Source organism: Microbacterium testaceum (assembly GCF_006539145.1).
Classification (GTDB): Bacteria; Actinomycetota; Actinomycetes; order Actinomycetales; family Microbacteriaceae; genus Microbacterium; species Microbacterium testaceum.
In genome coordinates, this window is record NZ_BJML01000001.1 from 689,292 (window position 1) to 710,239 (window position 20,948).

The following is a 20,948-nucleotide window of genomic DNA, read 5'->3' on the forward strand; positions in this document are numbered from 1 at the left end:
CTCTACGCTCATTATTTTTTTCCCGTCATTTTCTTTTTACGGGCATTTTGTGAAATCGAATAGTTCACCAACTAGCGCGCCGCACTTCGCGGGGAGCCGGTGATTCCACGATCGACGGATGATGTCGGGTGCGCATTCACAGCCCGTAGTAGTCTTCGTCGTCCCACGACGTGACGGGGGCCGGGTCCCAGGTTTCGGGTGACGAGGGCGCGATGGTGATCGCCGTTCGTGGGTAGGACGCCTGCATCCGCATCATGGTGACCTGATCGGAGAAGTCAGGCACCTCGCCGACCCAGGCGAGGGGCACACTCAGCATCGCGGGCGATGGGCCGACGGTCATCCACGCGGTTCCCTGGCCGCCACCGTCGCCCTCGACGACGATGGGCACCTCAACCCGCTGAGGAACGCCGGTCGCGGCGATCCCCACGACGAGGTGAAGGAGCGCGTCGGCGACTTCGTCGGTGGTGACGAACCGTCCACCCGCGTAGCTGACCTGTCGCATCTTCCCCAGTGTGCGCCCCGTCTTGCGGGGGCAGACGGTTTCGGGGGGTGGGTTGATTATCGTCGCATCTTGCTTGAGGGTTCCGAACCGTTCAGGCGGGCGGCTCGAAAGCACGTGCCGTCGAGGCCGTCGATGACACGCGCCACCTGATCGGCGCCTCGGACGCATCGAAAAGAACGTTCTGTGTCCTGAGGCTGGCAATTGTCTGAGCAGAATGTGCGCGCGGGGCGGCGAATATGCGGATTTCCGCCGATTCCGGCGTCGGCGTATACGTCGTGGCGCATACCGCCCCCGTAGCGTGGCCCTCACGTCGTCGGCATCCGCTTTCGTCGTCGAAGACTTCGGTCACCCCCACCGAGGAGCACGCATTGGCTGCACCCGTCATCGAGTCCCGGATGGGACCGATCCGTCAGACCTACAAGGGAACGACGGAGTTCCCGCCCATGGCCAAGGCCTACACCGAGTTGTCGCAGGTCGTCCGAGAGACAGGCCTGCTCGTTCGCGCCCGCCGGTTCTACGCGATGGTCGGCACCGTCCTCGCCCTCGGGTTCGGCGGGGCGATCACCGGATTCGTCCTGCTCGGCGACAGCTGGTTCCAGTTGCTGATCGCCGCAGCGCTCGGCATCCTGCTCACCCAGGTGGCGTTCCTCGCCCACGAGGCCGCGCACAAGCAGATCTTCGCCTCGGGCAAGGCCAATGACCGTCTCGCGCTGTGGCTCGCTGCCGGCGTCGTGGGCATGAGCCTGTCGTGGTGGACCTCGAAGCACACGCGTCACCACGCCAACCCCAACCGTGTGGGCAAAGACCCCGACATCGAGATCGACACGATCTCGTTCATCGAGGTCGACGCCGCCAAGGCGCGCGGCCTGCAGCGTTGGATCACCCAGCGCCAGGGGTGGGCGTTCTTCCCCCTGCTCACGCTCGAGGGCGCCAACCTTCACTTCATCGGTCTGCGCCACCTGCTCTCGAAGGAGCCGGTCAAGGGTCGCTGGACGGAGCTCGGCCTGATCGCCCTGCGCTTCGCGGTCTTCGTGGCTCCGGTGTTCGTCTTCCTGCCGCTCGGCATGGCCTTCGCCTTCGTTGGCGTGCAGCTCGCGGTGTTCGGTCTCTACATGGGCGCCTCGTTCGCGCCGAACCACAAGGGCATGGCCGTCATCGCTCCCGATGCGAAGCTCGACTTCTTCAGCAAGCAGGTGCGCACCTCGCGCAACATCACCGGCGGCTGGTGGGCCACGTGGCTCATGGGCGGGCTGAACTACCAGATCGAGCACCACCTGTTCCCGAACATGCCGCGCCCGCACCTCAGCAAGGCCCGCGCGATCGTCAAGGAGCACAGCCAGACGCTCAACGTCCCCTACGTCGAGACGACGTTGTTCGAGTCGTACGGCATCGTCATCCGTTACCTGAACCAGGTGGGACTCGCCGCCCGCGACCCGTTCGAGTGCCCCATGACCTCGGCGGCCGCGCGGGCCTGACGCCCGCACGACCATCCATCCCAGAGGGCCCCGCATCGCGCGGGGCCCTCTGTCGTGGTTTCGGTGACAAATGTCACCGCGAGTGGTGACCGAAGGCTCTCCCGCCCACGGGCAGCCGCTGGTCGACTGGAGGAACCTCGACCCGAAGGACCTTCCCGTGAAGAAATCCACCCGCCTCGCCCTCCTGCTCCCACCCGTCGCGATCGTCGGCGTCCTCGCGGTGACGCTGGCCACCACGGCCACCGTCAACGCCGTGGCCACCCGCGCCGAGGCCGCGGAGATCACCCCGTACGGCGAGCGGGTGCCCGTGGGGGATCGTTCGATGAACGTCGTCATCAACGGTGACCACGCGGAGACCATCGTGCTGCTGCCGGGCCTGGGCACCGCGGCGCCCGGCCTCGATTTCGCGCCGCTCATCGACCAGCTCGACGACACCTATCGTGTCGTCGCCGTCGAGCCGTTCGGCACGGGGTTGAGCGATCAGACCGACGAGCCGCGCACGGCCGCGAATATCGCGCGCGAGGTGCACACGGCCCTGGAGTACCTCGGCGTCGACCGCTACGCGCTCATGGGGCACTCGATCTCCGGCATTTACGCGCTGACCTACGTCGAGGCGTATCGCGACGAGGTGACGGCCTTCGTCGGCATCGACAGCAGCGTGCCGGACCAACCCGGCGGTGACGAGCCGATCGCGACCGACTCCCTCGCCCTCCTGAACACCCTCGGCCTCACCCGCGCCCTTCGAGCGCTCGCCCCCGACCCGTACGAGGGACTGCCGTACGGCGCGAACGAGAGGGAGCAGATGCGTCTGCTCACGAACGCGAACTCCGCGGCGCCGACCGTGCTCGACGAGATGGCCCACGCATCGACGAACGTCGCCGACGCGAGCGGTCGACGCTTCCCCGCCGACCTCCCGGTGCTGCTGTTCGTGCGTGAGGCGGACGACGACGTCGAGGGCTGGGTCGACCTGCACCGCACCCAGGCGGCATCCGTCGACCGGGGCGAGGTGGTGCTGATGGCGGGCGAGCACTACCTGCACCACACGCTCTCGCGCGAGATCGCCCAGGATACGCGCCGGTTTCTCGAAGTCTCGCGCTAGGGCACGTTGCTGAACCCCCGGTTGCGCTCCTCGGGCGATTCTGGATGTCGTGTCGCGTGAGGTGATCTCGGATGAGGCGTGGGCCGTGATCGGTCCGCTGTTCCCGGAAGCGTAGGCCACCGGGCGGCCTCCGGTTGATCGTCGGACGGGGTCGCGGCGATCGCGGCTATCGGGCCGAGCCGCCGGTACGGAGCCTTTGCACGAGGAGCACGATCGTCATCAGGAAGGCGAACAGCGGCAGTCCCACGGCACCGAGCGCGAGCAGGGTGCCGGCGGGATAGTCGACGTTTCCCATCCGTCCGAGCCCCACGCCGCTACCGCCGCCGGTCACGTCGCCGGCCAGCCGGAACTTCCCGTCGTACGCGTCGAGCCGCGACGAACACGTGACGGATGCGGCGGCGCCGCCCGCATCCGCGATGCTCTGCACAGGTGAGAAGCCGTCGCCGTGGGTCATCCACCACAGGGTGTCGTCCCACCCCGGTGACGGGACCGACCAGATGCCGAGTGCGCGCCCGTCGGCGGTCTCGGCCCGGCACTCGACGAGTCCCAGCAGCGGTGCCACGCCCGACGCCCACACTCCCGTGACGCCCTCAGCGGGCAGCTCGACCGTCTGGCCCAGCGGCACCGTCTGCGCCTCCGCGACCGACCGCGACACCGGCATGACCCACAGACCCCAGATGAGTGCGCTCGCCCCGACGCACACCACGACGAGCGTCCATAGCAACAGCACCCTGTGCCGCATTTGCATCCGCGAGTCCTGCGCGCGAAACGCTTCGTCGGCGGGCGGTGGGGTCACGTGTCGAGTGTACGGATTGCATGCTGGCGGCAGCGGAGCATTCCCCCATATCAGGCGCTCCACACGGGCCCGAGGCCGCGGTGCTACACCGAGTCGCGCGCCCCGGCCGCCACCCCTCACACGACCCCGGCCAACGCCCTCCCCGCCGTCCGCCCGGTGAACAGACAGCCCCCGAGGAAAGTCCCTTCCAGGGCGTTGTACCCGTGGGCCCCGCCGCCGCCGAAGCCCGCGGCCTCGCCCGCCGCGTAGAGGCCGGGGACCGGCATCCCGGATCCGTTCAGGGCGCGGCCGTCGAGGTCGGTCTGGATGCCGCCGAGCGTCTTGCGCGTGACGATCCAGAGCCGTACGGCGATGAGCGGGCCGTGACGGGGGTCGAGGATCGCGTGGGCGGGGACCGTGCGGAACAGCCGGTCTCCGCGGAAGCGTCGGCTGTTCTGGATGCCGATGGTCTGAGCGTCTTTCGAGTACGGGTTCACGACCTCGCGGTCACGCGCCTCGAGCTGCCGGCGGATCGAGTCCTCGTCGAGAAGGTCGTCGCCGGTGAGGGCGTTCATGCCGCGCACGAGTTCGGCCAGGGTGTCGGCGACGACGAAGTCGGCTCCCTCCCGCTTGAAGTCCTCGACGGGGCCGGGAGCGGCACGCCCGAGCCGCGTGCGCAGCAGCAGAGCCAGGTCGCGGTCGGTGATGTCGGGGTTCTGCTCCGACCCCGACAGGGCGAACTCCTTCTTGATGATTGTCTGATCGAGCACGAACCACGAGTAGTCGTACTCGACCAGATCGGGCGTCGATCGCAGGATCTTCAGGGTGCCGAGGGTGTCGTACCCGGGCAGCCCCGGGAGGGGCAACCGGCGACCGCGCGCATCGAGCCACATCGACGACGGACCGGGCAGGATCCGGATGCCATGACCCGGCCACACCGGATTCCAGTTCTGCAGCCCCTCGGTGTAGTGCCACATGCGATCGCGGTTCACCAGGCGCACGCCCTGGTCCGCGGCGATGTCGAGCATGCGGCCGTCGACGTGGGCGGGCACGCCGGTGACCATGGTGCGCGGGGGAGTACCGAGGCGCTCGGGCCACCACCGGCGCACACGCTCGTGGTCGCCGCCGATGCCGCCCGACGAGATGACGACGGCCTGCGCCGAGAGCTCGAACTCGCCGACCACCTCGCGTGACGACGACACCCCGCGCGGGGAATCGTCGGGGGCGAGGACCGCGCCGCGCACGCCCGTCACGGCGCCGTCGGTGAAGACCAGTTCGTCGACCCGGTGGCGGAACCGCAGGTCGACGGCATCCGTTTCTCTCGCTCTGTCGGCGAAGGGTTCCGAGATCCCGGTGCCCGTTCCCCACGGAACGTGGAAGCGGGGAACCGAGTTGCCGTGGCCCCCGGCGCTGAGCGACCCGCGCTCGGCCCAGCCGACGACGGGGGTGAACCTCACGCCCTGCTGCTGCAGCCACGAGCGCTTCTCGCCGGCGGCGAACTCGACGTACGCCCGCCCCCACTTCTGCGCCCACTCGTCTTCGGGGTGTGCGCCGTCGAGGCGGTCCCAGCCTGCGGAACCCTGCCAGTCCTGCCAGGCGAGATCGAGGGAGTCCTTCACCCCGAGGCGGCGTTGCATGGGGGAGTCGACCAGGAAGATCCCACCGAACGACCAGAAGGCCTGCCCGCCGAGGTTGGCCGCATTCTCCTGCTCGACGATGATCACGCGCTTGCCCGCGCGCACCAGTTCATTGGTGGCGACGAGGCCGGCGAGGCCCGCCCCGATGATGATGACGTCGGCGTCCATGTTCTCCCTCGGCGTCGAGTAGCGGGTCCACGTTACGCCGTCGACGCGTCCAGGGCCGGCGCCCGAGAATGTTCCCGCGCACCGGCCCTCGACTCACTCGTACCGCAGCGACTCGACCGGGTCGGCGCGCGCGGCACGCGCCGCCGGCAGTGTTCCGGCGAGGAAAGCGATCCCCATCACCGCCAGCGTCGTCACGACGATCGACACCGGATCGAAGGCGATGAGCTGCAGGCCGGAGAGGTCGCTGAACAGGCTCGTCGCGAGTTGGGCGCTGACCGCCGTCCCCACCCCGATCGCCACGACTGCGCCGAGCGCACTGCCCAGCAGACCGATGAAGATCGCCTCGAGGCTGAAGAGCGAGAACACGCGTCCGCTCCCCATACCCATCGCCTTCATTAGGCCGATCTCGCGGGTCCGCTCCTGCACCGACATGAGCAGGGTGTTCACGATCCCGAAGCTCGCGGCCAGCAGCGCGATGATCGCGAAGGCGTTCAAGACCAGCACGATCCCGTTGATCACCGCTTCGAAGGTGCCCAGCTGATCGGCGACCGTCGTGCCCGTGTAGCCGACATCGGTGAGGGCGGCCTTCACCTCGGTCGCGTCCGCGTCCGCTGTCATCGTCGCGCTCGCCGAGGCGTACCGGTCGAGCTGGTCGGCGGGGACGCCGGTGTTCTGCGCGGCCGACAGGGCGTTCTCGAGCGCGGCGTTCGTCGTCAGCGTCGTGGTGCTGCCGAACGCCTCCTCGGTGACCCCGGTCACCGTCGCCTCGACCGTGTGTTGCGTGCGCACCGGATCGGTGACCGCGATGGTCACGGTGGCACCCACGGCCGCTTCGGCGTCGGCGAAGCCCATCGGCACCACCAGGGCGTCGGGGAGGGCGACCTCCAACGTCTCGGAACCGTCGTCGGGCGCTGCCCCCGCGCCCAGCTGCGGCGTCTGTCCCGCCACGAGGCTCCCGGCCCGCGCGACATACGGGTCACCGCCGGGCGCCTGCACGTAGTCGATCGTCACGGACTTCACCTGTACGACCCGCGCGATGCCCGGCACCGCCGCGAGCGTCGTGATGTCCTGATCCGTGAGCGCTGTCACCTCGCTCGTCGATCCCGGAGGGCCCGCCTGACGCCCCGACGAGATGGCATCCGGATCGTACTTCTGAGGAGCGGTGGATGCCGCGGCGTCGGTGCTCGTCTTCGTCACCGTCAGCGCGTCCGAGGCGCCCATCGCGCTCACGGTGCTGTCGATGAAGGCGTTGATGCCGGTTCCGAGTCCGTTGGTGATGGTGAGGGTGAAGGCACCGACGAAGATCGCCAGCACCGTCAGGATCGTGCGGGTCTTCGAGCGGAAGGTGTTGGCGACGGCGGTGCCGACGAGGTCGAGGGTTTTCATGCCGCGCTCCGCTCTTCGGCGACGATCAGTCCGTCGCGGATCTGCACGCGGCGGTCGCACCGGGCCGCGAGCTCTTCGTCGTGCGTCACGACGATGAGGGTGATGCCGTGCTCCCGGTTGAGGCGGAAGAGGATGTCCTCCACCACCGCGCCGGTCGCCGAGTCGAGGTTGCCGGTGGGTTCGTCGGCGAAGATCACCTGCGGGTCGTTCACGAGCGCCCGCGCGATCACCGCGCGCTGCTTCTGTCCGCCCGACAGGGCCGTGGCCTTGTTGCGGGCTTTGTCGCCCATGTCGAGCTCGGCCAGGGCGGCCAGCCCTCGACGCTTGCGCTCGGCGCGCCCCACGCCGGCGATCTTCAGCGGCAGCACGACGTTGTCGAACACCGACGCGGTCGGCGTCAGGAAGAACTGCTGGAAGACGAAACCGAAGGTCTTGTTGCGCGTTCGGTTGAGCCCGCGTCCGCGCAGGGTCGTGGCATCCACTCCGTCGAGGCGCACGGTGCCGCGCGTGGGAGCGTCCATCAGCGCCAAGAGGTGCATGAGCGTGGACTTGCCCGAGCCGCTCTTGCCGAGGATGGCGATGCTCTCGCCGCGGTGGATGTCGAGGGTCACCCCGCGCAGCGCGTCGAAGCGGGCGGAACCTCGGCCGTACGACTTGTGCAGGTCGGTGACCGAGAGGAGTGGGGGAGCGGGATCGGATGCCATGACCCCACCCTCGCGCTCGGACCCCGGATGCCGCGTCCCACCGCCGGGGAGGACGCCTCCCCCCACGGGGGTATTTGCGAATGACCCGCCGGGGCGATCGCCGGACAGGGAGCGAGGGGACAGACTGGTCGGGTGAGCGCCCCCGGATCGACCATGCCCGCGGGCCGCGCGATGCGGTCGGCGCGTCCGTGGCTCGTCGACCTCGGCTTCGCCCTCCTCATCGTCGGACCCGCGTTCGCCCCGATCCCCGTCGCCGAGATGCGCCCCGCCAACACCCTCGCCCTCGTTCTGGTGCTGCTTCCGGCCGCGGTGCTGCCGCTGCGACGCGTGCGTCCTCGGGTCGCGCTCGCCGCGTGCGCGGCCCTGTACCTGGGGGCACTGAGCCTGGGGACCCTCTCGCCCGGTGCGACCCTCGCGCTGATCGTCTCGATGTACGCCGTCGCCCAGCGCACGACCCGCCGGGTGTCGGTCCCGGCCGGTCTCGTGGCCGTGGCGATCGTGGCGGGGGTGAGCATCGCGATCACGCTCGTCACCGGCACGGACACGCGTTTTCTGCAGGTGGCCCTCGCTCTCGCGCTCGCTGGCGCGGTCGGCGACGCATCCCGATCGCGACGCGCGTACGTCGAGGCGGTGGAGGAACGGGCACGACGGGCCGAAGAGACCCGCGAGGCCGAGGCCCGCCGCCGCGTGACCGAGGAACGCCTGCGCATCGCTCGCGACCTGCACGACGCGGTCGCGCACCGCATCTCGGTGATCAGCCTCAACGCCGGCGTCGCATCGTCGTCGCTCGAGACGCGGCCCGAGAAGGCACGCGAGGCGCTCGCCACCATCCGCACCACCTCGCGCGACGTGCTCGGCGAGATCGGGGCCATGCTCAGCGTGCTCCGCGCTCCCGACGAGGCCGCGGCGCTCGAGCAACCCGGGCTCGCGCGCGTTCCCGAGGTGGTCGAGTCGGTGCGCGTGGCGGGGTGGGACGTCGTGGTGCGCGACGAGATCGGAACGGATGCCGAGGCCTCCGGCATCCCGATCGGAATCGGCATCGTGGCCTACCGCGTCGTGCAAGAGGGCCTCACGAACGCGGTGAAGCACGGCGCCGCGCGCCGCGCGCACGTCCTGATGCGTCGCGATGGAGGTGCGCTCGAGATCGTGGTGACTAACCCGCTCGATCGCGTCTCCGACCCCGAGGACGCGCCGCCGACATCGGGGTTCGGGCTCCTCGGCCTGCGCGAGCGCGTCGACGCCGTGCGCGGAGAGCTCGCCGCCGGTGTCGCCCCCGGCGGCTTCCGGCTGGCGGCGCGTCTTCCCCTCCCCGCCCCCGTTCGTTCGGAGACCGCCCCGTGACCACCGTCCTCGTCGTCGACGACCAGTCGCTCATCCGCTCCGCCGTCCGCGACCTGCTCGACGCGGCCGAAGGGATCATGGTCGTGGGCGAGGCCGCCGACGGCGAAGCGGCTGTCGCGCTCGCCCGGAGCCTCCGACCCGATGTGGTCGTGTGCGACATCCGGATGCCGCGGATGGACGGCATCGACGCCACCGCGGTGATCTGCGCCGACCCGGCCCTCACCGACACCCGCGTGCTCATCCTGACCACCTTCGAAGAGGATGAGTACGTCGTCTCGGCCCTGCGGGCCGGGGCCAGCGGATTCATCGGCAAGGGTGCCGAGCCCGACGACATCGTCCGCGCCGTGCTGGCGGTGCACGAGGGCGGAGCCCTCCTCTCGCCGGCGGCGACGCGCGCGTTGATCGAGACCTGGGTGCGCGCGGCGCCCGCGCAGGTGGGCGCGCCTGCGTCGCTCGAGGCGTTGACCGATCGCGAGCGCCAGGTGCTGCTGCTCGTCGCCCGCGGACGCTCGAACGACGAGATCGCCGGGGAGCTGTTCATCTCGCCGCACACGGCGAAATCGCATGTCAAGAACACGATGCTCAAGCTCGGGGCTCACGATCGCGCGCAACTTGTGATCGCGGCGTACGAGAGCGGGCTGCTCCGTCCCGGTCGCTGACTGTTCTCGCTCGTATGATCGGGTGGTGGCGATCACGACGAAAGAGATCGGTGAGCTCCGTCGGCGCTGGAAACGGGAGAACTACCGGATCGATCGCCAGGACCTCATCGACACGCTCCTGGACACAGCGACCCCGGTGGAGTTGCGCGGCACTGATCTCGCCGGCGTCGCCCTGAACATCACCGCGGCTCCCGAATTGTGGAGCGCGTGGATGCGCGGTTCCCATCTCGAACGCGTCGACTTCCGTTTCGCGCGTCTCGGGAGCACGTTCAACGACGCCACCATTTCGGCGTGCGACTTCACCCGCTCCACGATCGAGCGCGCCACCATGCTGGGGACGCGGGTGATCGACACGTTGTTCGTCGAGACGAAGATCCGCCATGTCCTCATGGACAGAGCCGTGTTCGACCACTGCACCTTCGCGGGTGCGCATTTCGAGGGCAGCCTGCGGGCGACCACGACGAGCGGGGGTCGCGGTGTGGTGTTCCGCGGGTGCGACTTCGAAGGTGCCCGATTCACGGGACAGCAGTGGCGACAGGCAGCATTCGTCGACTGCCGGTTCCGGCACACGGTCGTCACGCAGTCGGATTTCGGTGCGGCGACGTTCTCCGAGTGTCGATTCGAGGGGGGTTCTTGGGACCCGGACTCCATCTCTCGAGCGAGATTCGAGGGGGAGCAGCCGCGCGTCCGCAGCGAGGCGCACTGACCCGGGGTCTCATGTGCGGATCATGCGCGCACTCCCTCGCCGGAACGGGTGGTCCTCACGTCGAAGCTCGGGAGGGAGGCCTCGGCGGTCGGCCGTCTCCGCCCCGCTCCCTCACGATTCTCAGCGCGGGACGACGGGCGCCTCCGCTCGCCGCGGTGGGTAGTCGCGAAGCGAGATCTCGCGGCTGTCGAACATCCCTCGGCGTGCGCGGACCATGGTGACGCCGGAGCGGCGCAGGTTCTCGGCGAGTTCCGCCGTCAAGGGTGCGTGGTGCGTCTTCTGCCAGCCGCCCGCCAGCGTGTAGGTGTGGGTCACCGTGCGGGGTCGAGTCATGGATGCCTCCTGAGGGGAACCGTAGCGCCCGTGAATCGCACACGTCTCAAATGTTTCGCACCCGTCATCTGCCGGTTTTCCGGCGTAACCCGGTCGGTCACGAGGGGAGCCGCAGCGACACCCCCGATAATGTCGCGATGACCACCGCGCGCATCGTGATCCTGTTCGCTCTAGCCGCGGTCGCCGAGATCGGTGGCGCGTGGCTCGTCTGGCAGGCCGTTCGCGAGAACCGCGGCTGGTGGCTCGGGCTGCTCGGCATCCTGGCACTCGGCGCCTACGGGTTCATCGCCGCTCTGCAGCCCGAGGCGAACTTCGGGCGCGTGCTCGCCGCGTACGGCGGGGTGTTCATCGCGGGCTCGCTCGCGTGGGGGATCGTCGTCGACGGGTTCCGACCCACGGTGTGGGACTACGTCGGCTCGGCTGTCGCGCTGGTGGGCGCGGCGATCATTATGCTCGCGCCTGCGCTGGCAGGGACGGATCAGCCCGCGGGAGCGTGAGGCGCTCTACGCTGGCGCCATGACCACTGCCGCCGAAGGCTCGAACCCGCTGCGTACCGTGCTCGCGAAGATCGACGCCGACGTGCCCCTCAAGACCCCGTTGCACTCCAACCAGGCCCACATCAGTCCGCGGCTCGACCGGCTCGAGGCGAAGCTCGCCTACATGGCCGACTACATCGCGTTCCTCGAGCAGCGCATCCAGTCTCTCGAGGGAAGAGTAGTTAGCTAGGCGAGATATTAGGCGGTTGTCAAGCGCCCTCCGCGGCGAGGGTCTCTCGCGGACACTTGATCCATGAAGAACGAGAACACGCCTCACGAGGGCCTTGCCGACGACTTCGCCGATCTCGACACCGCGCGCCCCTTCGGCTCGTACCTGTCGGTGATCAACGGCGGCAACTAGTCGTCCGGAACCTCCGAGCGGGGTTCGCACGAGAGGGCCGGATGCTGTGGGCGTCCGGCCCTTCGTCGTCCGCTCACTCGTGGAACGTCGCCCCCTTGACCACCCGGTCGACGACGTTGCGGGGACCGCGCACGGCGATGCCGACCAGATCGAGATCGGATGCCGTGACGGCGGCGACCGCGGCGCGGTTGGCGGCGTCGTGCGACGTCCCGAAGAGCTCGCGGGTGTAGATCGCCAGGGCGACGTCGTCGCGTGCGGCGGCCTTGGCCCGTGCTCGGGACAGGGCGTCGCTGTCGCCCGTGAGCACGATGACCGGTTGGCGCAGCATCGGCAGGTAGGTCGTGCCGTCGGCGTCGCGGTAGGGCTCTCCGACGAGGCCGTCGGCGCTGGTGGCGATCCCCGACATCAGGAAAGCCGTCACGTTGAGTTCCTGCCACGCGGCGAGGTCGGCTGCGAGCAAGACGACCACCTTCGTGTCGAAACGGGGCGGGTCAATCACATCGGTCATGGATCCAGCTTCGGCCCGCGGTGTCGGAGGCGTCTTGTACGTTTCTTGCATGGTCGATCGCGTACGGGCTTGGCATCCCGAGGTGCCGTTCCTGCGCGAGACGTACCACGCCGATCTCGATCATGCCTATCCCGTGCACACGCACGACGACTGGGCCGTCATGCTCGTCGACCGCGGGGCCGTGTCGTACGGTCTCGACGGCGCGGCGCATCAGGCGGTGCCCGCGGCGGTCACGCTCCTGCCGCCGGGCATCCCGCACGACGGGCGTCCGGCGCGCGCGGGTGAGGGGTACCGCAAGCGCGTGCTGTACCTGTCAGGCGACTGGTTGTCCGAAGCGACGGCGGCGCGCATCGCGCGACGGCCGACCCTCGCCCGCGATTCGGCGGTGGCCGCAGCACAAAGGATCCACGCGGCGCTCCGGCATCCCGGAGACGAACTCGCCGCCGAGCACTGGCTGATCGCCGTTCGCGAGGCCGTGCTGTCGCACGCGGGGTCGGAGGCGGCGGTGTTCGCCGATGTGCCATTGGCGAGGCGATTGCGCTCGTTCCTCGACGACCGGTGGGGGGAGTCGTTCACCCTCGCCGACGCCGCCCGTGAACTGCACGCGCACCCCAGCCACCTGGTGCGCGTGTTCTCGCAGACCTACGGCATCGCCCCGCACCGCTATCTCGTGACGCGTCGGGTCGACGCCGCGCGCCGCATGCTCGTCGACGGCGGCCGGCCTGCCGAGGTCGCCGCCCGCACGGGCTTTCACGATCAAGCCCACCTCACGCGTCACTTCCGCCGGGTGTTGGGCGTCACTCCGGCGGTCTTCGCCGGCTCCGGACGAGGGATGCCATGACCCCGCGCACCATCGAGATCGACGGTGCGGCGGTCCACGGCATCCCGTCGTTGTACTCCGAACTGAACCGCGTGTTCATGCCCGACGAGGACTGGACGCTGGGGGAGAGCCTGAATGCCCTCGACGACCTGCTGTACGGCGGGTTCGGGGTGCTCGACGGGGCGGAACCGGTGCGGGTGGTGTGGGAACGCTCGGACGTCGCTCGAGAAGCGTTGGGGGTGGAGGCCACCCGCGAGTACTACCGCGCGAAGCTCGCTCGGCCGCAGGTGTATTCCGTGGCCACCGCTCAACGCGCCCTCGACGCGCTCGAGGCGGGCGTGGGAGAGACGTACTTCGAGCTGGTGGTGCGGGTGTTCCGGGATCACGGGAACATCGAGCTCGTGCTCGATTGAGTCGGCGCACGGGGGCCGCAGGGTGAGGCTCACCGCGCGTTGCGGGTGAGGACGGATCGAACCAGACGCTCCGCGGCCGCGGGGTAGAGGGGAACGGCATCGGTCTCGGCATCGATCGGTCGCCAGACCACCGGCACCACGGAGCCGTCGGACTCGGTGAGGCTGCCGCCGTGCTCTCCGGGCGAGGGATCGAGTCCACCGGAGTAGAGCGCGACGATCTCGTGACCCCTCTCGCCGTCGGAGCGGAAGAGGCTCTCGACCGTGTCGAGGTAGGTCAGATCCGTGATGCGCGCACCGAGCTCCTCCTCGACCTCGCGGACGATCGCCTCGCGATGCGTTTCGCCGAATTCGACGCTGCCGCCGATCAGGCGATGGAAGCCCCGCGGGTTCTCGAGGGTCGGGGCGTGGGCGCTCACAAGGTGGGCCGGTGAACCAGGGTGAGGGACGACGAGCATGGCTTTCACGCGGATCCGTGAAGGGGCGTGCCGGGATTCTTCGGTCCGGTCGACATCAGGCATGGTCGCGCAGATGCTCGTTCATCCGAGCCAGGATCGCGCTCCGATAGGGCAGCTTCGTGGCGGCGGTCAGAGGGGAAAGCCGGGTGGCGTCTCCGGTTCGGTACGTCGCAAGGAAGTCCGCGACGGGCCTCAGGTAGGCGGTGAGAAAAATGTCCATGAGTTTCTCCTCGGGCAGGCCCGCTAGCGACGACCGACGCAGTGCGACGCGGCCGCGGAGACGACATGCGTTTGAGGGGTCACGTCATCGCGAATGCGCGCGGACATAGCTCTCCATCCGGTCCACGACGGAGCCGCGGAACGGGAGCTTCTTGGCGAAACTGATCGGGGACACTCCGTGTACCGATACCAACGTGAAATCGGCATCTTCACGCTCGAACCACAGGTCGTAGATCGGATTCAGGTCCTCGTCGCTGTACTTCATGTTGAGGACTTCGAGGAAAGGGACGCGTCCGTTCTCGTCCAGCGCGTTGATATCGGCGCCGGCATCGATCAGACGTCGCGCGATGCGCGCGTCTTCTCCGACGTCGTGGGAGACCTGACCGAAGAGGACGTGAAGAGCGGTTGCCCCACCATCACCAGCCGTGAGGGGGGCGCCCTCGTCGAGCAAGAAGTGGCCGAGGCTGTATCTACTCGGCAGGTCTTTATTGGCGAGTGCCTGCAGCAGGAGCCCACGTCCTCTCGCGTCCACCTTTTGAGCGTCGCCGGGGCGAAAGAGTGAAAAGAAGGTGTGTGCGGGTTCCCTAGAGGCGGTTGCGAAGAGATCGATGATCAACTCGCAAACGGAATCGGCCCCGCAAGCTGCGTGGTGAACGCGATGTGCTCGAAAATGCGGGAACGGGTCAGGTACTCGACCCCTTCTGGACCTCCTGCAGGCAACGGAAGCTTGTACGCATAGATGTAATCGAAATCCTCGAGGGTGTTGAGTGAGCCATACGTCACGGCAGCCTCGGCGTACGGCGCGTAGTCCATGAATCTGTTGAGCCAGCTCTCCTGGGCTGCGAACAGTCCGATGAGGTCCAGACTCGATCCGACTCCGCCGGTGGCCCGGGCATAGCGGAACTGCAGGACGCGGTACTTCCCGTCGAACGAGACCACCACGTCCCCCATGGCCGTGGCGAGGACCGGAATCATGTCCGACCGGGGAAGAAATTCTCCGATCATCGAGGTGTAGTAATCCGGGTTCACCACGCGCAGGAACCCGTCGGCAGCCAGGCCGAATCCTTGCGCCTGCCACAGCTCGACGAGAGCCGGCTCTACCGACGGGCGGTATCGGTCGATGACCGCCTCGGGAACCGGGGCAACCGGCACGAAATCTCTAAACAGTTCGACACTCATCATCGAAATCCTATCCGCCGAGTTTGATGTTGAGGAGGGTGTTCCGGAGTTGCTCCGGCGTCATAGTCGCAGCGATGTCTCTAACCGCTTGCTCGAGATCCGGGACGCGTGACCGCCACTGAGAACCGATTGATGAGTTGACAGCGGCATCCCCGACTCCGTCGAAGTCGAGGGGATCCCCGCCAGCCACAGCATCCAACCGATGGATGGCATGTTGAGACTTCATCCACTCAAGGGCAGCTTGCTCCGCCTCGTCGTACGGCATGCCAGACCGCACGCGCTGGGCGATCGCGTCACTCAGGGCGACCTCTCTCACCGCGGCCTGTTCGGCCTTCACTGCGCTCGAGCGGTCCCCCGTGAACTCATCCCTTCGCTGCAGCCATGTCTCGAACGTCGTGTTGTCCAAGACGTCCTGAGCGTTGGTGATCTGACGATCCCACTCGGGGCGACTGTGCTTCGGGTTGTACGTGAAGTCGACGTTCAACTGAGTCGGATGGCGCACGAGGCTCTCGGCTGCAGTTTCCGCGGCGTGTACCGTGCTGGAGCCCTTGTTGCCCCCGGCCCACTTCGTCAGGAACTGCAGCGCCTTGCCCGCCATGCCACTCAGCTCGTCGACGAGCCCGCGCAGCTTCGTGAAGGCGTTGACGACCGTGGTGATGGTCTTGCTGATGCGCGGCACAAGCGCAGAGACCCGCGAACCGACCTGCGCGGCGATCACGGGTGTCGCGAGGCCGACCGTCGCGACCGCGGTGATGGCGGCCGAGATCGCCATGCCGACGATCTGACTGATGGCGTCTCGCACGAGATCGTGGGTCATCTGCACGAGAGAGGACGCCATCGACAGTCCCGTCGAGATCGCCCCCGCCCACTGGCCCGACGTCGTCAGGTGCTGCGACAGCCCCTGCACGTGCGCCGTGTACGCGGTGATGGTCTCACCCGACAGTCCGTCGAGGTCAGCGAGCCGGTTCTGCGCGGTGACGCCGAGCTCGCTCATCCGGGCGCCCACGTTGCTCCAGGTCGCGGCGAATGCCTGCACTTCGGCCGCGTTTCCGGTCAGATCGTTCAGCCACCCCTTGAGCGGCTCGATGTGGTCGAGCAGCCACCCCAGGCCGTTGGCGATCAGCGTGCCGATGGGGTCCATCACGGCGGCGACGGTGTCCATCGCGGCCGAGAATCCCGCGATCCCTCCCTCGACCCAGTTACCACTCTGGATGGCATCGGCCAGAGCCTGCCCGTCGGTGATGAGGAACGCGCCCGAGAACGCGGACGTCGTGTCCACGGGAGCCGCCACGAGCGAGTTGCTCATCCAAGGCCTCCCTCGAGGTGCTTCGTCACCTGGATGACGGTCTCTTCGAACGTGTCGAAGTCGGCGACGACTCCGCGTAACTCCTGCCCCGTGCGTTCGAGTACGCCCTCCGCGCCGCTGATGTGCTGAGAGACCGCCCCCGACACCATTCCGACAGGGGGAACGATCCAGGCGCAGAGAACGCCGAACGCCCCTCCGCCGAGGTTGACGCTTTGAATCGCCGATGCGGCCTCGGCAGCATCCGAGGCCAGCTGCTGCACGCGCGAGGCGTGCTGCAGCAGAATGTCCGAATCCATCCGGATCTGCTGGCTCATCGCAGCCCTCCTCGGCGCGTCACTCCGTCGTCTTCCTGGTCGGGAATGAGCTCCGCGGCGACGACGCCGACGATGGGGTCGGATTCGCCCATGATCTCGGTGGTCACCTCCAGGGTGCGAACGCGGGCGTTCTTCGTCGCCTTCGCGACCAGCTCCATCACCTCGGCGCTGACGCGTCGGCCCCCGCGGTCGAGCGCCGAGTCCGCGATCTCGAGGTCACGGATGACCCCCGCCGCGTCCACCTCGACCGAGATGTCCCGGGTGCGTGCCACGGCTTTCGCCCGTACATCCGCGATCGCGGCCTGGAGCATGGGCAGCTTCTCGCCGCGTTCCTGCGCCCGACGCGTATCTTCTTCGATCCGCGCGAGCGTCTCTTCCGGTGATCCGTACACGCTGCGCCCCCACCCCAGGCCACACGCGGCAGACGTTCCTCCACAACGCGCGGCAATCGTCACTTATCCACAGACGAGGTTAGGTCGGAAAGCCGTCGAACAGGATGAGAATCGTCTCATCCGCGTGCGAGCGCCTGGCTCAGTCGACGGCCTGCAGGGCACCCGCGCGCGCGGCGACGCCGACGGGCCGTGGGACCTGGTGGGCGAGGTCACGGTCACCGGGCCGCCGCCCGCGACGCTGTCACTCACGATGATCGACGGGTACGTGCCGGTCACGTGTTCGATGTGCTACCTCGGCGCCGATCTCAATCAGCTCGCGGCGATCGTCCGTTTTTTCCGCGACCATCCCGAAGAGCGCGGTGTGCTCGAGACCGGGGGAGAGGCGGCGCTCAACCGCGCAGCAGACGTGCTCCGTCCCGTCGGAGGCTGATTACGACGCGGGACATCCCGCCGATCCCCCTACTCGCTCGCCTTCTCGAGCCCCCGCGTGCGGATCTCCTCGAGGTCGAGGCCCGCGAGGATCTTCCGCGCGACGAGGTCGTCGATCGTTCCCTCGCGGCGTAGGCGCAGCAGCACCTCGCGTTTGCGCTCGAGGACGGCAAGCCGCAGTCGTTGCGCTTCCTTGTGGCGTAGCAGAGGAGAACGTTGGGTGACGTCGATGTCGTCGCTCACGGCGATCATCTGCAGGGGCCCGGTGAAGGCCGCTGCCTCGTCGGGGCTGTCCGCCGTGCTGTCGGCGCCCGCGCGGCGACGCTCGGCTTCGGGACCATCCGGCGGCACCGGTCCCGTCGATGACGGGTCATCGCCGAGCGACGCGTCGAGCTCGGCGAGGTCACGCTCTTCGATCGCGCGTTGCCGCGCGATGGCGCGGGCGTTCGCCAGCTCGAGACGCTCGTAGCCTTCGCGTCGCGCACGGTCGCGCACGCGATCGCTGATGCCGTGCTCGGTCGCCAGATCGTCGAGGGCCGCGAGGGCGGCACCCGAGATCGCGCGCTCGGCGAGCTCGTACTCCTCGATCGCGGCGTCGTCGTTCGGAAGCTTCGCCCACCGGATCACGGCGGGCAGCAGGGGGCCCTGGACGAGCAGGGTGAGCACGATCACACCCGCCGTGACGAACACGATGGCGTCGCGACCTGCCACGGGTGCGCCCTCGGCCGTGGTGACCGGCACCGACAGGGCGATCGCGAGCGATACGGCGCCGCGGAATCCCGCCACCGTACTCACCACGCGTGATCGATGCCTCAGCGACCGCGATGACCCGGCGGCGGGTCGCGAGAACGGCGAGAAGAGCCACTGGAACAGATACCGCACCACGAAGAGGGCGATCCACGCCGCAACGGTGACCAGGAGCAGCAGACCGATCTCCGACCCCGAGATCTCGTGCAGCACGAGTTGCACCTCGAGCCCGATCAGCACGAAGAGCGCACCGTTGAGCAGGTAGACGCCGAAGGGCCACGTGGCATCCGCCGCTCGTCGCGACATCGCGGTGGTGATGCGCGGCGACACCCACGCCATGATCAGACCCGCGAACACCACGGCGAGCACCCCTGAGGCTTCGACGAGTTCGGCGATGAGGAATGACACGAACGGGACGAGCACCATCGTGAGGTTGATCGTGAGCGTCGACTGCATGCGGCGCAGGGCGAAGAAGGCGGCCGCCGCCACCGCGATACCCGCCGCCGCGCCACCGAGGTACGACAGCAGCACCATGCCGGTGATCTGCAGCGGCGTGATCTGATCGCCGAGCAGAAGAGCGACGGCGATCGCGTAGAGCACGAGCGCGGTGCCGTCGTTGGTGAGGCTCTCGGCCTTGAGTTTCATGAAGGTCTTGGCGGGCAACAGACGTCCGAGCGCTGCGACGGCCGTGGCGTCGGGCGGAGCGACTGCCGCACCGAGCACGAGGGCTGCCTCCCACGGCACCCCCATCCAGGTCGCGACCCCGGCGACGGCGAAAGCGGATGCCACGACGAGAAGCGTGCTCATCGGGATGATGTAGCGCAGCGACCGGCGCACCGACCTCAGAGAGGTCGTCCACGCCTCGCGGAACAGCATGACGGGCAGGAAGAGCAGGAGAACGGTCTCGGGCGGGAGCTCGATCTGACGGAGCTCGGGGATGAAGCCGAGCGCGAGGCCGATGACCAGCAGCACGAGCGGTGTCGCGACGCGCAGTCGGGGAGCCAGGACGGTGCCCACGAGCATCGCCAATCCCAGCAGAACCGTGATTTCGAGTCCTTGCATGCCTGCCGCCTTCCGCCGTGCCCCTGAGCACAGCGTAGAGATGTGCGTGGACATTCCCGATTTCTTGCCCATGCGTTCGCAGGAGTGTCCACGGGCAACCTACGGGCGATCCTTTACGGCCGCACTAGTCTGGCTAGACGTTCGGCGATCGGGGATCTTTGATGTCGCTCGTCGGAAACAGCGGAGACACGATGCGGCGCGAGGTCATCGTGCCACCCGCTCTCTACCTGCCTCTCGCGGACGATCCCGATAGGCGCGGGCGACTTGCCGTCGTCCAGAAGCTCGCCGGCAACGTGATCGACGTCGTCTCCCTCGCCGCTGATGTCGCAGAGGGCGGTTCGCTCAGCTCCGGCATCGCGGAGATCGCGGGAGGGATGGCCGGCGGTGCCGGAGCTGCGGCGGCCGGTGGAGCTGCGGCAGCCGCCCTTGGAAGCAACCCGGTCGGGTGGGTCATCGGCGGAACGGTCATCGGCGGCCTTGCCATTGGAGCCGGTGCCAGGTGGTTGTGGGAGGCCGCGGTCCCCCTGGACTCACGCGAAACCGTCGACGACTGCTTCACCGGGCGTCAGCCGAGGTTGGAAGGGTATGTTCCCCCGTCCCCCCGATCGCAGCCGTCTCAAGGAGCGAACTGACCGTGGCCATCAGCACGATGTCTCCCCGACTTCCGTCCACCGACCCGCGCATCCCCGTCTTCCCGAATGGTCGGCGTCCCACCTGGCTCGTCGCCGTCGTCGTTCTGTTCGCCGCCCTCCCCGTCCTCATGGCGGTCGCCGACGACCGGGTCGGGCTGCGCCTGATGATGGGAGCGCTGACCCTCACCATCCTCGGGGCGGCGGCGTGCCTGCATGTGCTTTTCCGCACGATCCAGGAACGCCTCCTGCGCGTCGACCAGTCGGCATCCGGGATCTGGTTCCGTCCGACTCCGGCGGCGACCGCGGTGCCCTTCGTGTGGGGAGCGCTGCTCCTTCTTCCCGCAATCGCCCAGATCGTGGTGGATGCCGGGAACCTTGCAACCATGCCGTCGTTCCTCCTGACCCGCGCGCCCTATGCCCTGGGCCTCTTCGGCGTCGGCGTACTCGTCGTGAGTGCTCTGCGTCCGCGCGAGCCCGCCGGTCTGCATCTGACGCCGGAAGGTCTCACAGGCATCCGGGGTAGAGGTCGAGTGAACTGGTCGTGGGATGAGCTCGCCGAGGTCGGGGTCGGCTCGGGTCCGGTCGCCAAGCTTCACCTCATCGCCGCGGGGGCTGGCCCGCGCGTCGAGGCACCGATGCTCGCGCTCGGCTCAGACCCCAATCAGGTGGCGACCGTCGTCCGGTACTTCCGCAACGATCCGGCGGCTCGTTCGCAGTTGAGCGAGAAGGGCCCCATGGTCCTTCGCCGAGTGGACGACTCTCTTCGCGCTCTCGAGCGCTGACCGGCGGC

At 68.4% G+C, this 20,948-nt stretch carries 27 protein-coding genes; 12 read left to right on the forward strand and 15 right to left on the reverse strand.

What is annotated here, in order from left to right; all coding sequences use genetic code 11:
• Positions 1-136: 136 nt before the first annotated feature.
• Positions 137-502 (reverse strand): hypothetical protein, encoded by a 366-nt coding sequence (locus MTE01_RS03320; protein ID WP_103210537.1) that lies wholly within the window; start codon positions 500-502, stop codon positions 137-139.
• A 395-nt stretch (positions 503-897) separates the two neighbouring features.
• Here MTE01_RS03320 and MTE01_RS03325 point away from each other — a divergent pair, with 395 nt between their 5' ends.
• Both MTE01_RS03325 and MTE01_RS03330 read left to right on the forward strand, forming a co-directional pair.
• Positions 898-1,977: a fatty acid desaturase family protein gene (locus MTE01_RS03325; RefSeq protein WP_246077971.1), complete on the forward strand. Its 1,080-nt coding sequence runs from the start codon at positions 898-900 to the stop codon at positions 1,975-1,977.
• Between the two features lie 157 nt (positions 1,978-2,134).
• On the forward strand, positions 2,135-3,076 hold the full coding sequence (locus tag MTE01_RS03330) for an alpha/beta fold hydrolase (protein ID WP_246077951.1): 942 nt from the start codon (positions 2,135-2,137) through the stop codon (positions 3,074-3,076).
• A 166-nt stretch (positions 3,077-3,242) separates the two neighbouring features.
• On the opposite strand, the gene MTE01_RS03335 is transcribed toward MTE01_RS03330, so the two are convergent.
• The 4 genes from MTE01_RS03335 to MTE01_RS03350 all read right to left on the reverse strand — a co-directional run bounded on the left by MTE01_RS03335 (position 3,243) and on the right by MTE01_RS03350 (position 7,746).
• A complete protein-coding gene (locus MTE01_RS03335) occupies positions 3,243-3,872 on the reverse strand; it encodes a hypothetical protein (RefSeq protein WP_141375669.1) in 630 nt (209 codons plus the stop codon).
• A 116-nt stretch (positions 3,873-3,988) separates the two neighbouring features.
• Entirely contained in the window at positions 3,989-5,656 is a 1,668-nt protein-coding gene (locus MTE01_RS03340) for an FAD-binding dehydrogenase (RefSeq protein ID WP_141375671.1), read from the reverse strand.
• A gap of 93 nt (positions 5,657-5,749) precedes the next feature.
• Positions 5,750-7,042: an ABC transporter permease gene (locus MTE01_RS03345; RefSeq protein WP_141375673.1), complete on the reverse strand. Its 1,293-nt coding sequence runs from the start codon at positions 7,040-7,042 to the stop codon at positions 5,750-5,752.
• A complete protein-coding gene (locus MTE01_RS03350) occupies positions 7,039-7,746 on the reverse strand; it encodes an ABC transporter ATP-binding protein (RefSeq protein ID WP_141375675.1) in 708 nt (235 codons plus the stop codon). The genes MTE01_RS03345 and MTE01_RS03350 overlap by 4 nt, the downstream gene beginning before the upstream one ends.
• A gap of 132 nt (positions 7,747-7,878) precedes the next feature.
• Here MTE01_RS03350 and MTE01_RS03355 point away from each other — a divergent pair, with 132 nt between their 5' ends.
• Genes MTE01_RS03355 through MTE01_RS03365 form a run of 3 tightly spaced genes read left to right on the forward strand, consistent with a single transcriptional unit; the run spans position 7,879 to position 10,452 of the window.
• The gene (locus MTE01_RS03355) at positions 7,879-9,087 is read left to right on the forward strand and encodes a sensor histidine kinase (RefSeq protein WP_141375677.1); all 1,209 of its coding nucleotides are present in this window, start codon (positions 7,879-7,881) and stop codon (positions 9,085-9,087) included.
• Positions 9,084-9,746: a response regulator transcription factor gene (locus MTE01_RS03360; protein ID WP_103210559.1), complete on the forward strand. Its 663-nt coding sequence runs from the start codon at positions 9,084-9,086 to the stop codon at positions 9,744-9,746. Before MTE01_RS03355 ends, MTE01_RS03360 begins: the two co-directional genes overlap by 4 nt.
• A gap of 25 nt (positions 9,747-9,771) precedes the next feature.
• Complete coding sequence (locus MTE01_RS03365; RefSeq protein ID WP_116238349.1) at positions 9,772-10,452, forward strand: pentapeptide repeat-containing protein; 681 nt, start codon at positions 9,772-9,774, stop codon at positions 10,450-10,452.
• A 120-nt stretch (positions 10,453-10,572) separates the two neighbouring features.
• Here the strand turns inward: MTE01_RS03365 and MTE01_RS03370 are convergent, their stop codons facing one another.
• Entirely contained in the window at positions 10,573-10,785 is a 213-nt protein-coding gene (locus tag MTE01_RS03370) for an alternative tryptophan synthase beta-subunit (protein ID WP_103210564.1), read from the reverse strand.
• Between the two features lie 137 nt (positions 10,786-10,922).
• Here MTE01_RS03370 and MTE01_RS03375 point away from each other — a divergent pair, with 137 nt between their 5' ends.
• Both MTE01_RS03375 and MTE01_RS03380 read left to right on the forward strand, forming a co-directional pair.
• Positions 10,923-11,282 (forward strand): YnfA family protein, encoded by a 360-nt coding sequence (locus MTE01_RS03375; RefSeq protein WP_116238348.1) that lies wholly within the window; start codon positions 10,923-10,925, stop codon positions 11,280-11,282.
• Between the two features lie 19 nt (positions 11,283-11,301).
• Entirely contained in the window at positions 11,302-11,511 is a 210-nt protein-coding gene (locus tag MTE01_RS03380) for a hypothetical protein (protein WP_103210570.1), read from the forward strand.
• Between the two features lie 244 nt (positions 11,512-11,755).
• Here MTE01_RS03380 and MTE01_RS03385 read toward each other — a convergent pair whose 3' ends face one another.
• On the reverse strand, positions 11,756-12,190 hold the full coding sequence (locus tag MTE01_RS03385) for a DUF2000 domain-containing protein (RefSeq protein ID WP_103210573.1): 435 nt from the start codon (positions 12,188-12,190) through the stop codon (positions 11,756-11,758).
• Between the two features lie 49 nt (positions 12,191-12,239).
• On the opposite strand from MTE01_RS03385, the gene MTE01_RS03390 reads away from it, so the two are divergent.
• On the forward strand, positions 12,240-13,031 hold the full coding sequence (locus MTE01_RS03390) for a helix-turn-helix transcriptional regulator (RefSeq protein WP_141375679.1): 792 nt from the start codon (positions 12,240-12,242) through the stop codon (positions 13,029-13,031).
• A complete protein-coding gene (locus tag MTE01_RS03395; RefSeq protein WP_141375681.1) occupies positions 13,028-13,423 on the forward strand; it encodes a barstar family protein in 396 nt (131 codons plus the stop codon). Before MTE01_RS03390 ends, MTE01_RS03395 begins: the two co-directional genes overlap by 4 nt.
• Before the next feature lie 29 nt (positions 13,424-13,452).
• On the opposite strand, the gene MTE01_RS03400 is transcribed toward MTE01_RS03395, so the two are convergent.
• The 7 genes from MTE01_RS03400 to MTE01_RS03425 all read right to left on the reverse strand — a co-directional run bounded on the left by MTE01_RS03400 (position 13,453) and on the right by MTE01_RS03425 (position 17,288).
• Positions 13,453-13,839: an NUDIX domain-containing protein gene (locus tag MTE01_RS03400; protein ID WP_218026315.1), complete on the reverse strand. Its 387-nt coding sequence runs from the start codon at positions 13,837-13,839 to the stop codon at positions 13,453-13,455.
• 94 nt (positions 13,840-13,933) lie between these two features.
• A complete protein-coding gene (locus MTE01_RS16945) occupies positions 13,934-14,098 on the reverse strand; it encodes a hypothetical protein (RefSeq protein WP_170210600.1) in 165 nt (54 codons plus the stop codon).
• An 84-nt stretch (positions 14,099-14,182) separates the two neighbouring features.
• A complete protein-coding gene (locus MTE01_RS03405; RefSeq protein WP_141375683.1) occupies positions 14,183-14,713 on the reverse strand; it encodes an ankyrin repeat domain-containing protein in 531 nt (176 codons plus the stop codon).
• Entirely contained in the window at positions 14,710-15,276 is a 567-nt protein-coding gene (locus MTE01_RS03410; protein ID WP_170210601.1) for a GAD-like domain-containing protein, read from the reverse strand. Before MTE01_RS03410 ends, MTE01_RS03405 begins: the two co-directional genes overlap by 4 nt.
• 10 nt (positions 15,277-15,286) lie before the next feature.
• The gene (locus tag MTE01_RS03415) at positions 15,287-16,582 is read right to left on the reverse strand and encodes a polymorphic toxin type 15 domain-containing protein (protein WP_141375687.1); all 1,296 of its coding nucleotides are present in this window, start codon (positions 16,580-16,582) and stop codon (positions 15,287-15,289) included.
• Entirely contained in the window at positions 16,579-16,896 is a 318-nt protein-coding gene (locus MTE01_RS03420) for a hypothetical protein (protein ID WP_141375689.1), read from the reverse strand. The genes MTE01_RS03415 and MTE01_RS03420 overlap by 4 nt, the downstream gene beginning before the upstream one ends.
• Positions 16,893-17,288: a YbaB/EbfC family nucleoid-associated protein gene (locus MTE01_RS03425; RefSeq protein ID WP_141375691.1), complete on the reverse strand. Its 396-nt coding sequence runs from the start codon at positions 17,286-17,288 to the stop codon at positions 16,893-16,895. The genes MTE01_RS03420 and MTE01_RS03425 overlap by 4 nt, the downstream gene beginning before the upstream one ends.
• Positions 17,289-17,412: 124 nt before the next feature.
• Here MTE01_RS03425 and MTE01_RS03430 point away from each other — a divergent pair, with 124 nt between their 5' ends.
• Entirely contained in the window at positions 17,413-17,718 is a 306-nt protein-coding gene (locus MTE01_RS03430) for a hypothetical protein (RefSeq protein ID WP_141375693.1), read from the forward strand.
• A gap of 29 nt (positions 17,719-17,747) precedes the next feature.
• Here the strand turns inward: MTE01_RS03430 and MTE01_RS03435 are convergent, their stop codons facing one another.
• Positions 17,748-19,526, reverse strand: coding sequence for a Na+/H+ antiporter (locus tag MTE01_RS03435; RefSeq protein WP_141375695.1), 1,779 nt, complete (start codon positions 19,524-19,526; stop codon positions 17,748-17,750).
• A gap of 161 nt (positions 19,527-19,687) precedes the next feature.
• Here MTE01_RS03435 and MTE01_RS03440 point away from each other — a divergent pair, with 161 nt between their 5' ends.
• Positions 19,688-20,158: a hypothetical protein gene (locus MTE01_RS03440; RefSeq protein WP_141375697.1), complete on the forward strand. Its 471-nt coding sequence runs from the start codon at positions 19,688-19,690 to the stop codon at positions 20,156-20,158.
• A 2-nt stretch (positions 20,159-20,160) separates the two neighbouring features.
• A complete protein-coding gene (locus MTE01_RS03445) occupies positions 20,161-20,940 on the forward strand; it encodes a hypothetical protein (RefSeq protein ID WP_141375698.1) in 780 nt (259 codons plus the stop codon).
• Positions 20,941-20,948: the final 8 nt, after the last annotated feature.

Excerpts from the sequence above, each read along its gene's own strand:
- MTE01_RS03320 (WP_103210537.1), bottom strand. The coding sequence starts at position 502 with ATGCGACAGGTCAGCTACGCGGGTGGACGGTTCGTCACCACCGACGAA.
- MTE01_RS03325 (WP_246077971.1), top strand. The coding sequence starts at position 898 with ATGGGACCGATCCGTCAGACCTACAAGGGAACGACGGAGTTCCCGCCC.
- MTE01_RS03340 (WP_141375671.1), bottom strand. The coding sequence starts at position 5,656 with ATGGACGCCGACGTCATCATCATCGGGGCGGGCCTCGCCGGCCTCGTC.
- MTE01_RS03345 (WP_141375673.1), bottom strand. The coding sequence starts at position 7,042 with ATGAAAACCCTCGACCTCGTCGGCACCGCCGTCGCCAACACCTTCCGC.
- MTE01_RS03350 (WP_141375675.1), bottom strand. The coding sequence starts at position 7,746 with ATGGCATCCGATCCCGCTCCCCCACTCCTCTCGGTCACCGACCTGCAC.
- MTE01_RS03370 (WP_103210564.1), bottom strand. The coding sequence starts at position 10,785 with ATGACTCGACCCCGCACGGTGACCCACACCTACACGCTGGCGGGCGGC.
- MTE01_RS03375 (WP_116238348.1), top strand. The coding sequence starts at position 10,923 with ATGACCACCGCGCGCATCGTGATCCTGTTCGCTCTAGCCGCGGTCGCC.
- MTE01_RS03380 (WP_103210570.1), top strand. The coding sequence starts at position 11,302 with ATGACCACTGCCGCCGAAGGCTCGAACCCGCTGCGTACCGTGCTCGCG.
- MTE01_RS03385 (WP_103210573.1), bottom strand. The coding sequence starts at position 12,190 with ATGACCGATGTGATTGACCCGCCCCGTTTCGACACGAAGGTGGTCGTC.
- MTE01_RS03390 (WP_141375679.1), top strand. The coding sequence starts at position 12,240 with ATGGTCGATCGCGTACGGGCTTGGCATCCCGAGGTGCCGTTCCTGCGC.
- MTE01_RS03395 (WP_141375681.1), top strand. The coding sequence starts at position 13,028 with ATGACCCCGCGCACCATCGAGATCGACGGTGCGGCGGTCCACGGCATC.
- MTE01_RS16945 (WP_170210600.1), bottom strand. The coding sequence starts at position 14,098 with ATGGACATTTTTCTCACCGCCTACCTGAGGCCCGTCGCGGACTTCCTT.
- MTE01_RS03410 (WP_170210601.1), bottom strand. The coding sequence starts at position 15,276 with ATGAGTGTCGAACTGTTTAGAGATTTCGTGCCGGTTGCCCCGGTTCCC.
- MTE01_RS03415 (WP_141375687.1), bottom strand. The coding sequence starts at position 16,582 with ATGAGCAACTCGCTCGTGGCGGCTCCCGTGGACACGACGTCCGCGTTC.
- MTE01_RS03420 (WP_141375689.1), bottom strand. The coding sequence starts at position 16,896 with ATGAGCCAGCAGATCCGGATGGATTCGGACATTCTGCTGCAGCACGCC.
- MTE01_RS03435 (WP_141375695.1), bottom strand. The coding sequence starts at position 19,526 with ATGCAAGGACTCGAAATCACGGTTCTGCTGGGATTGGCGATGCTCGTG.
- MTE01_RS03440 (WP_141375697.1), top strand. The coding sequence starts at position 19,688 with ATGTCGCTCGTCGGAAACAGCGGAGACACGATGCGGCGCGAGGTCATC.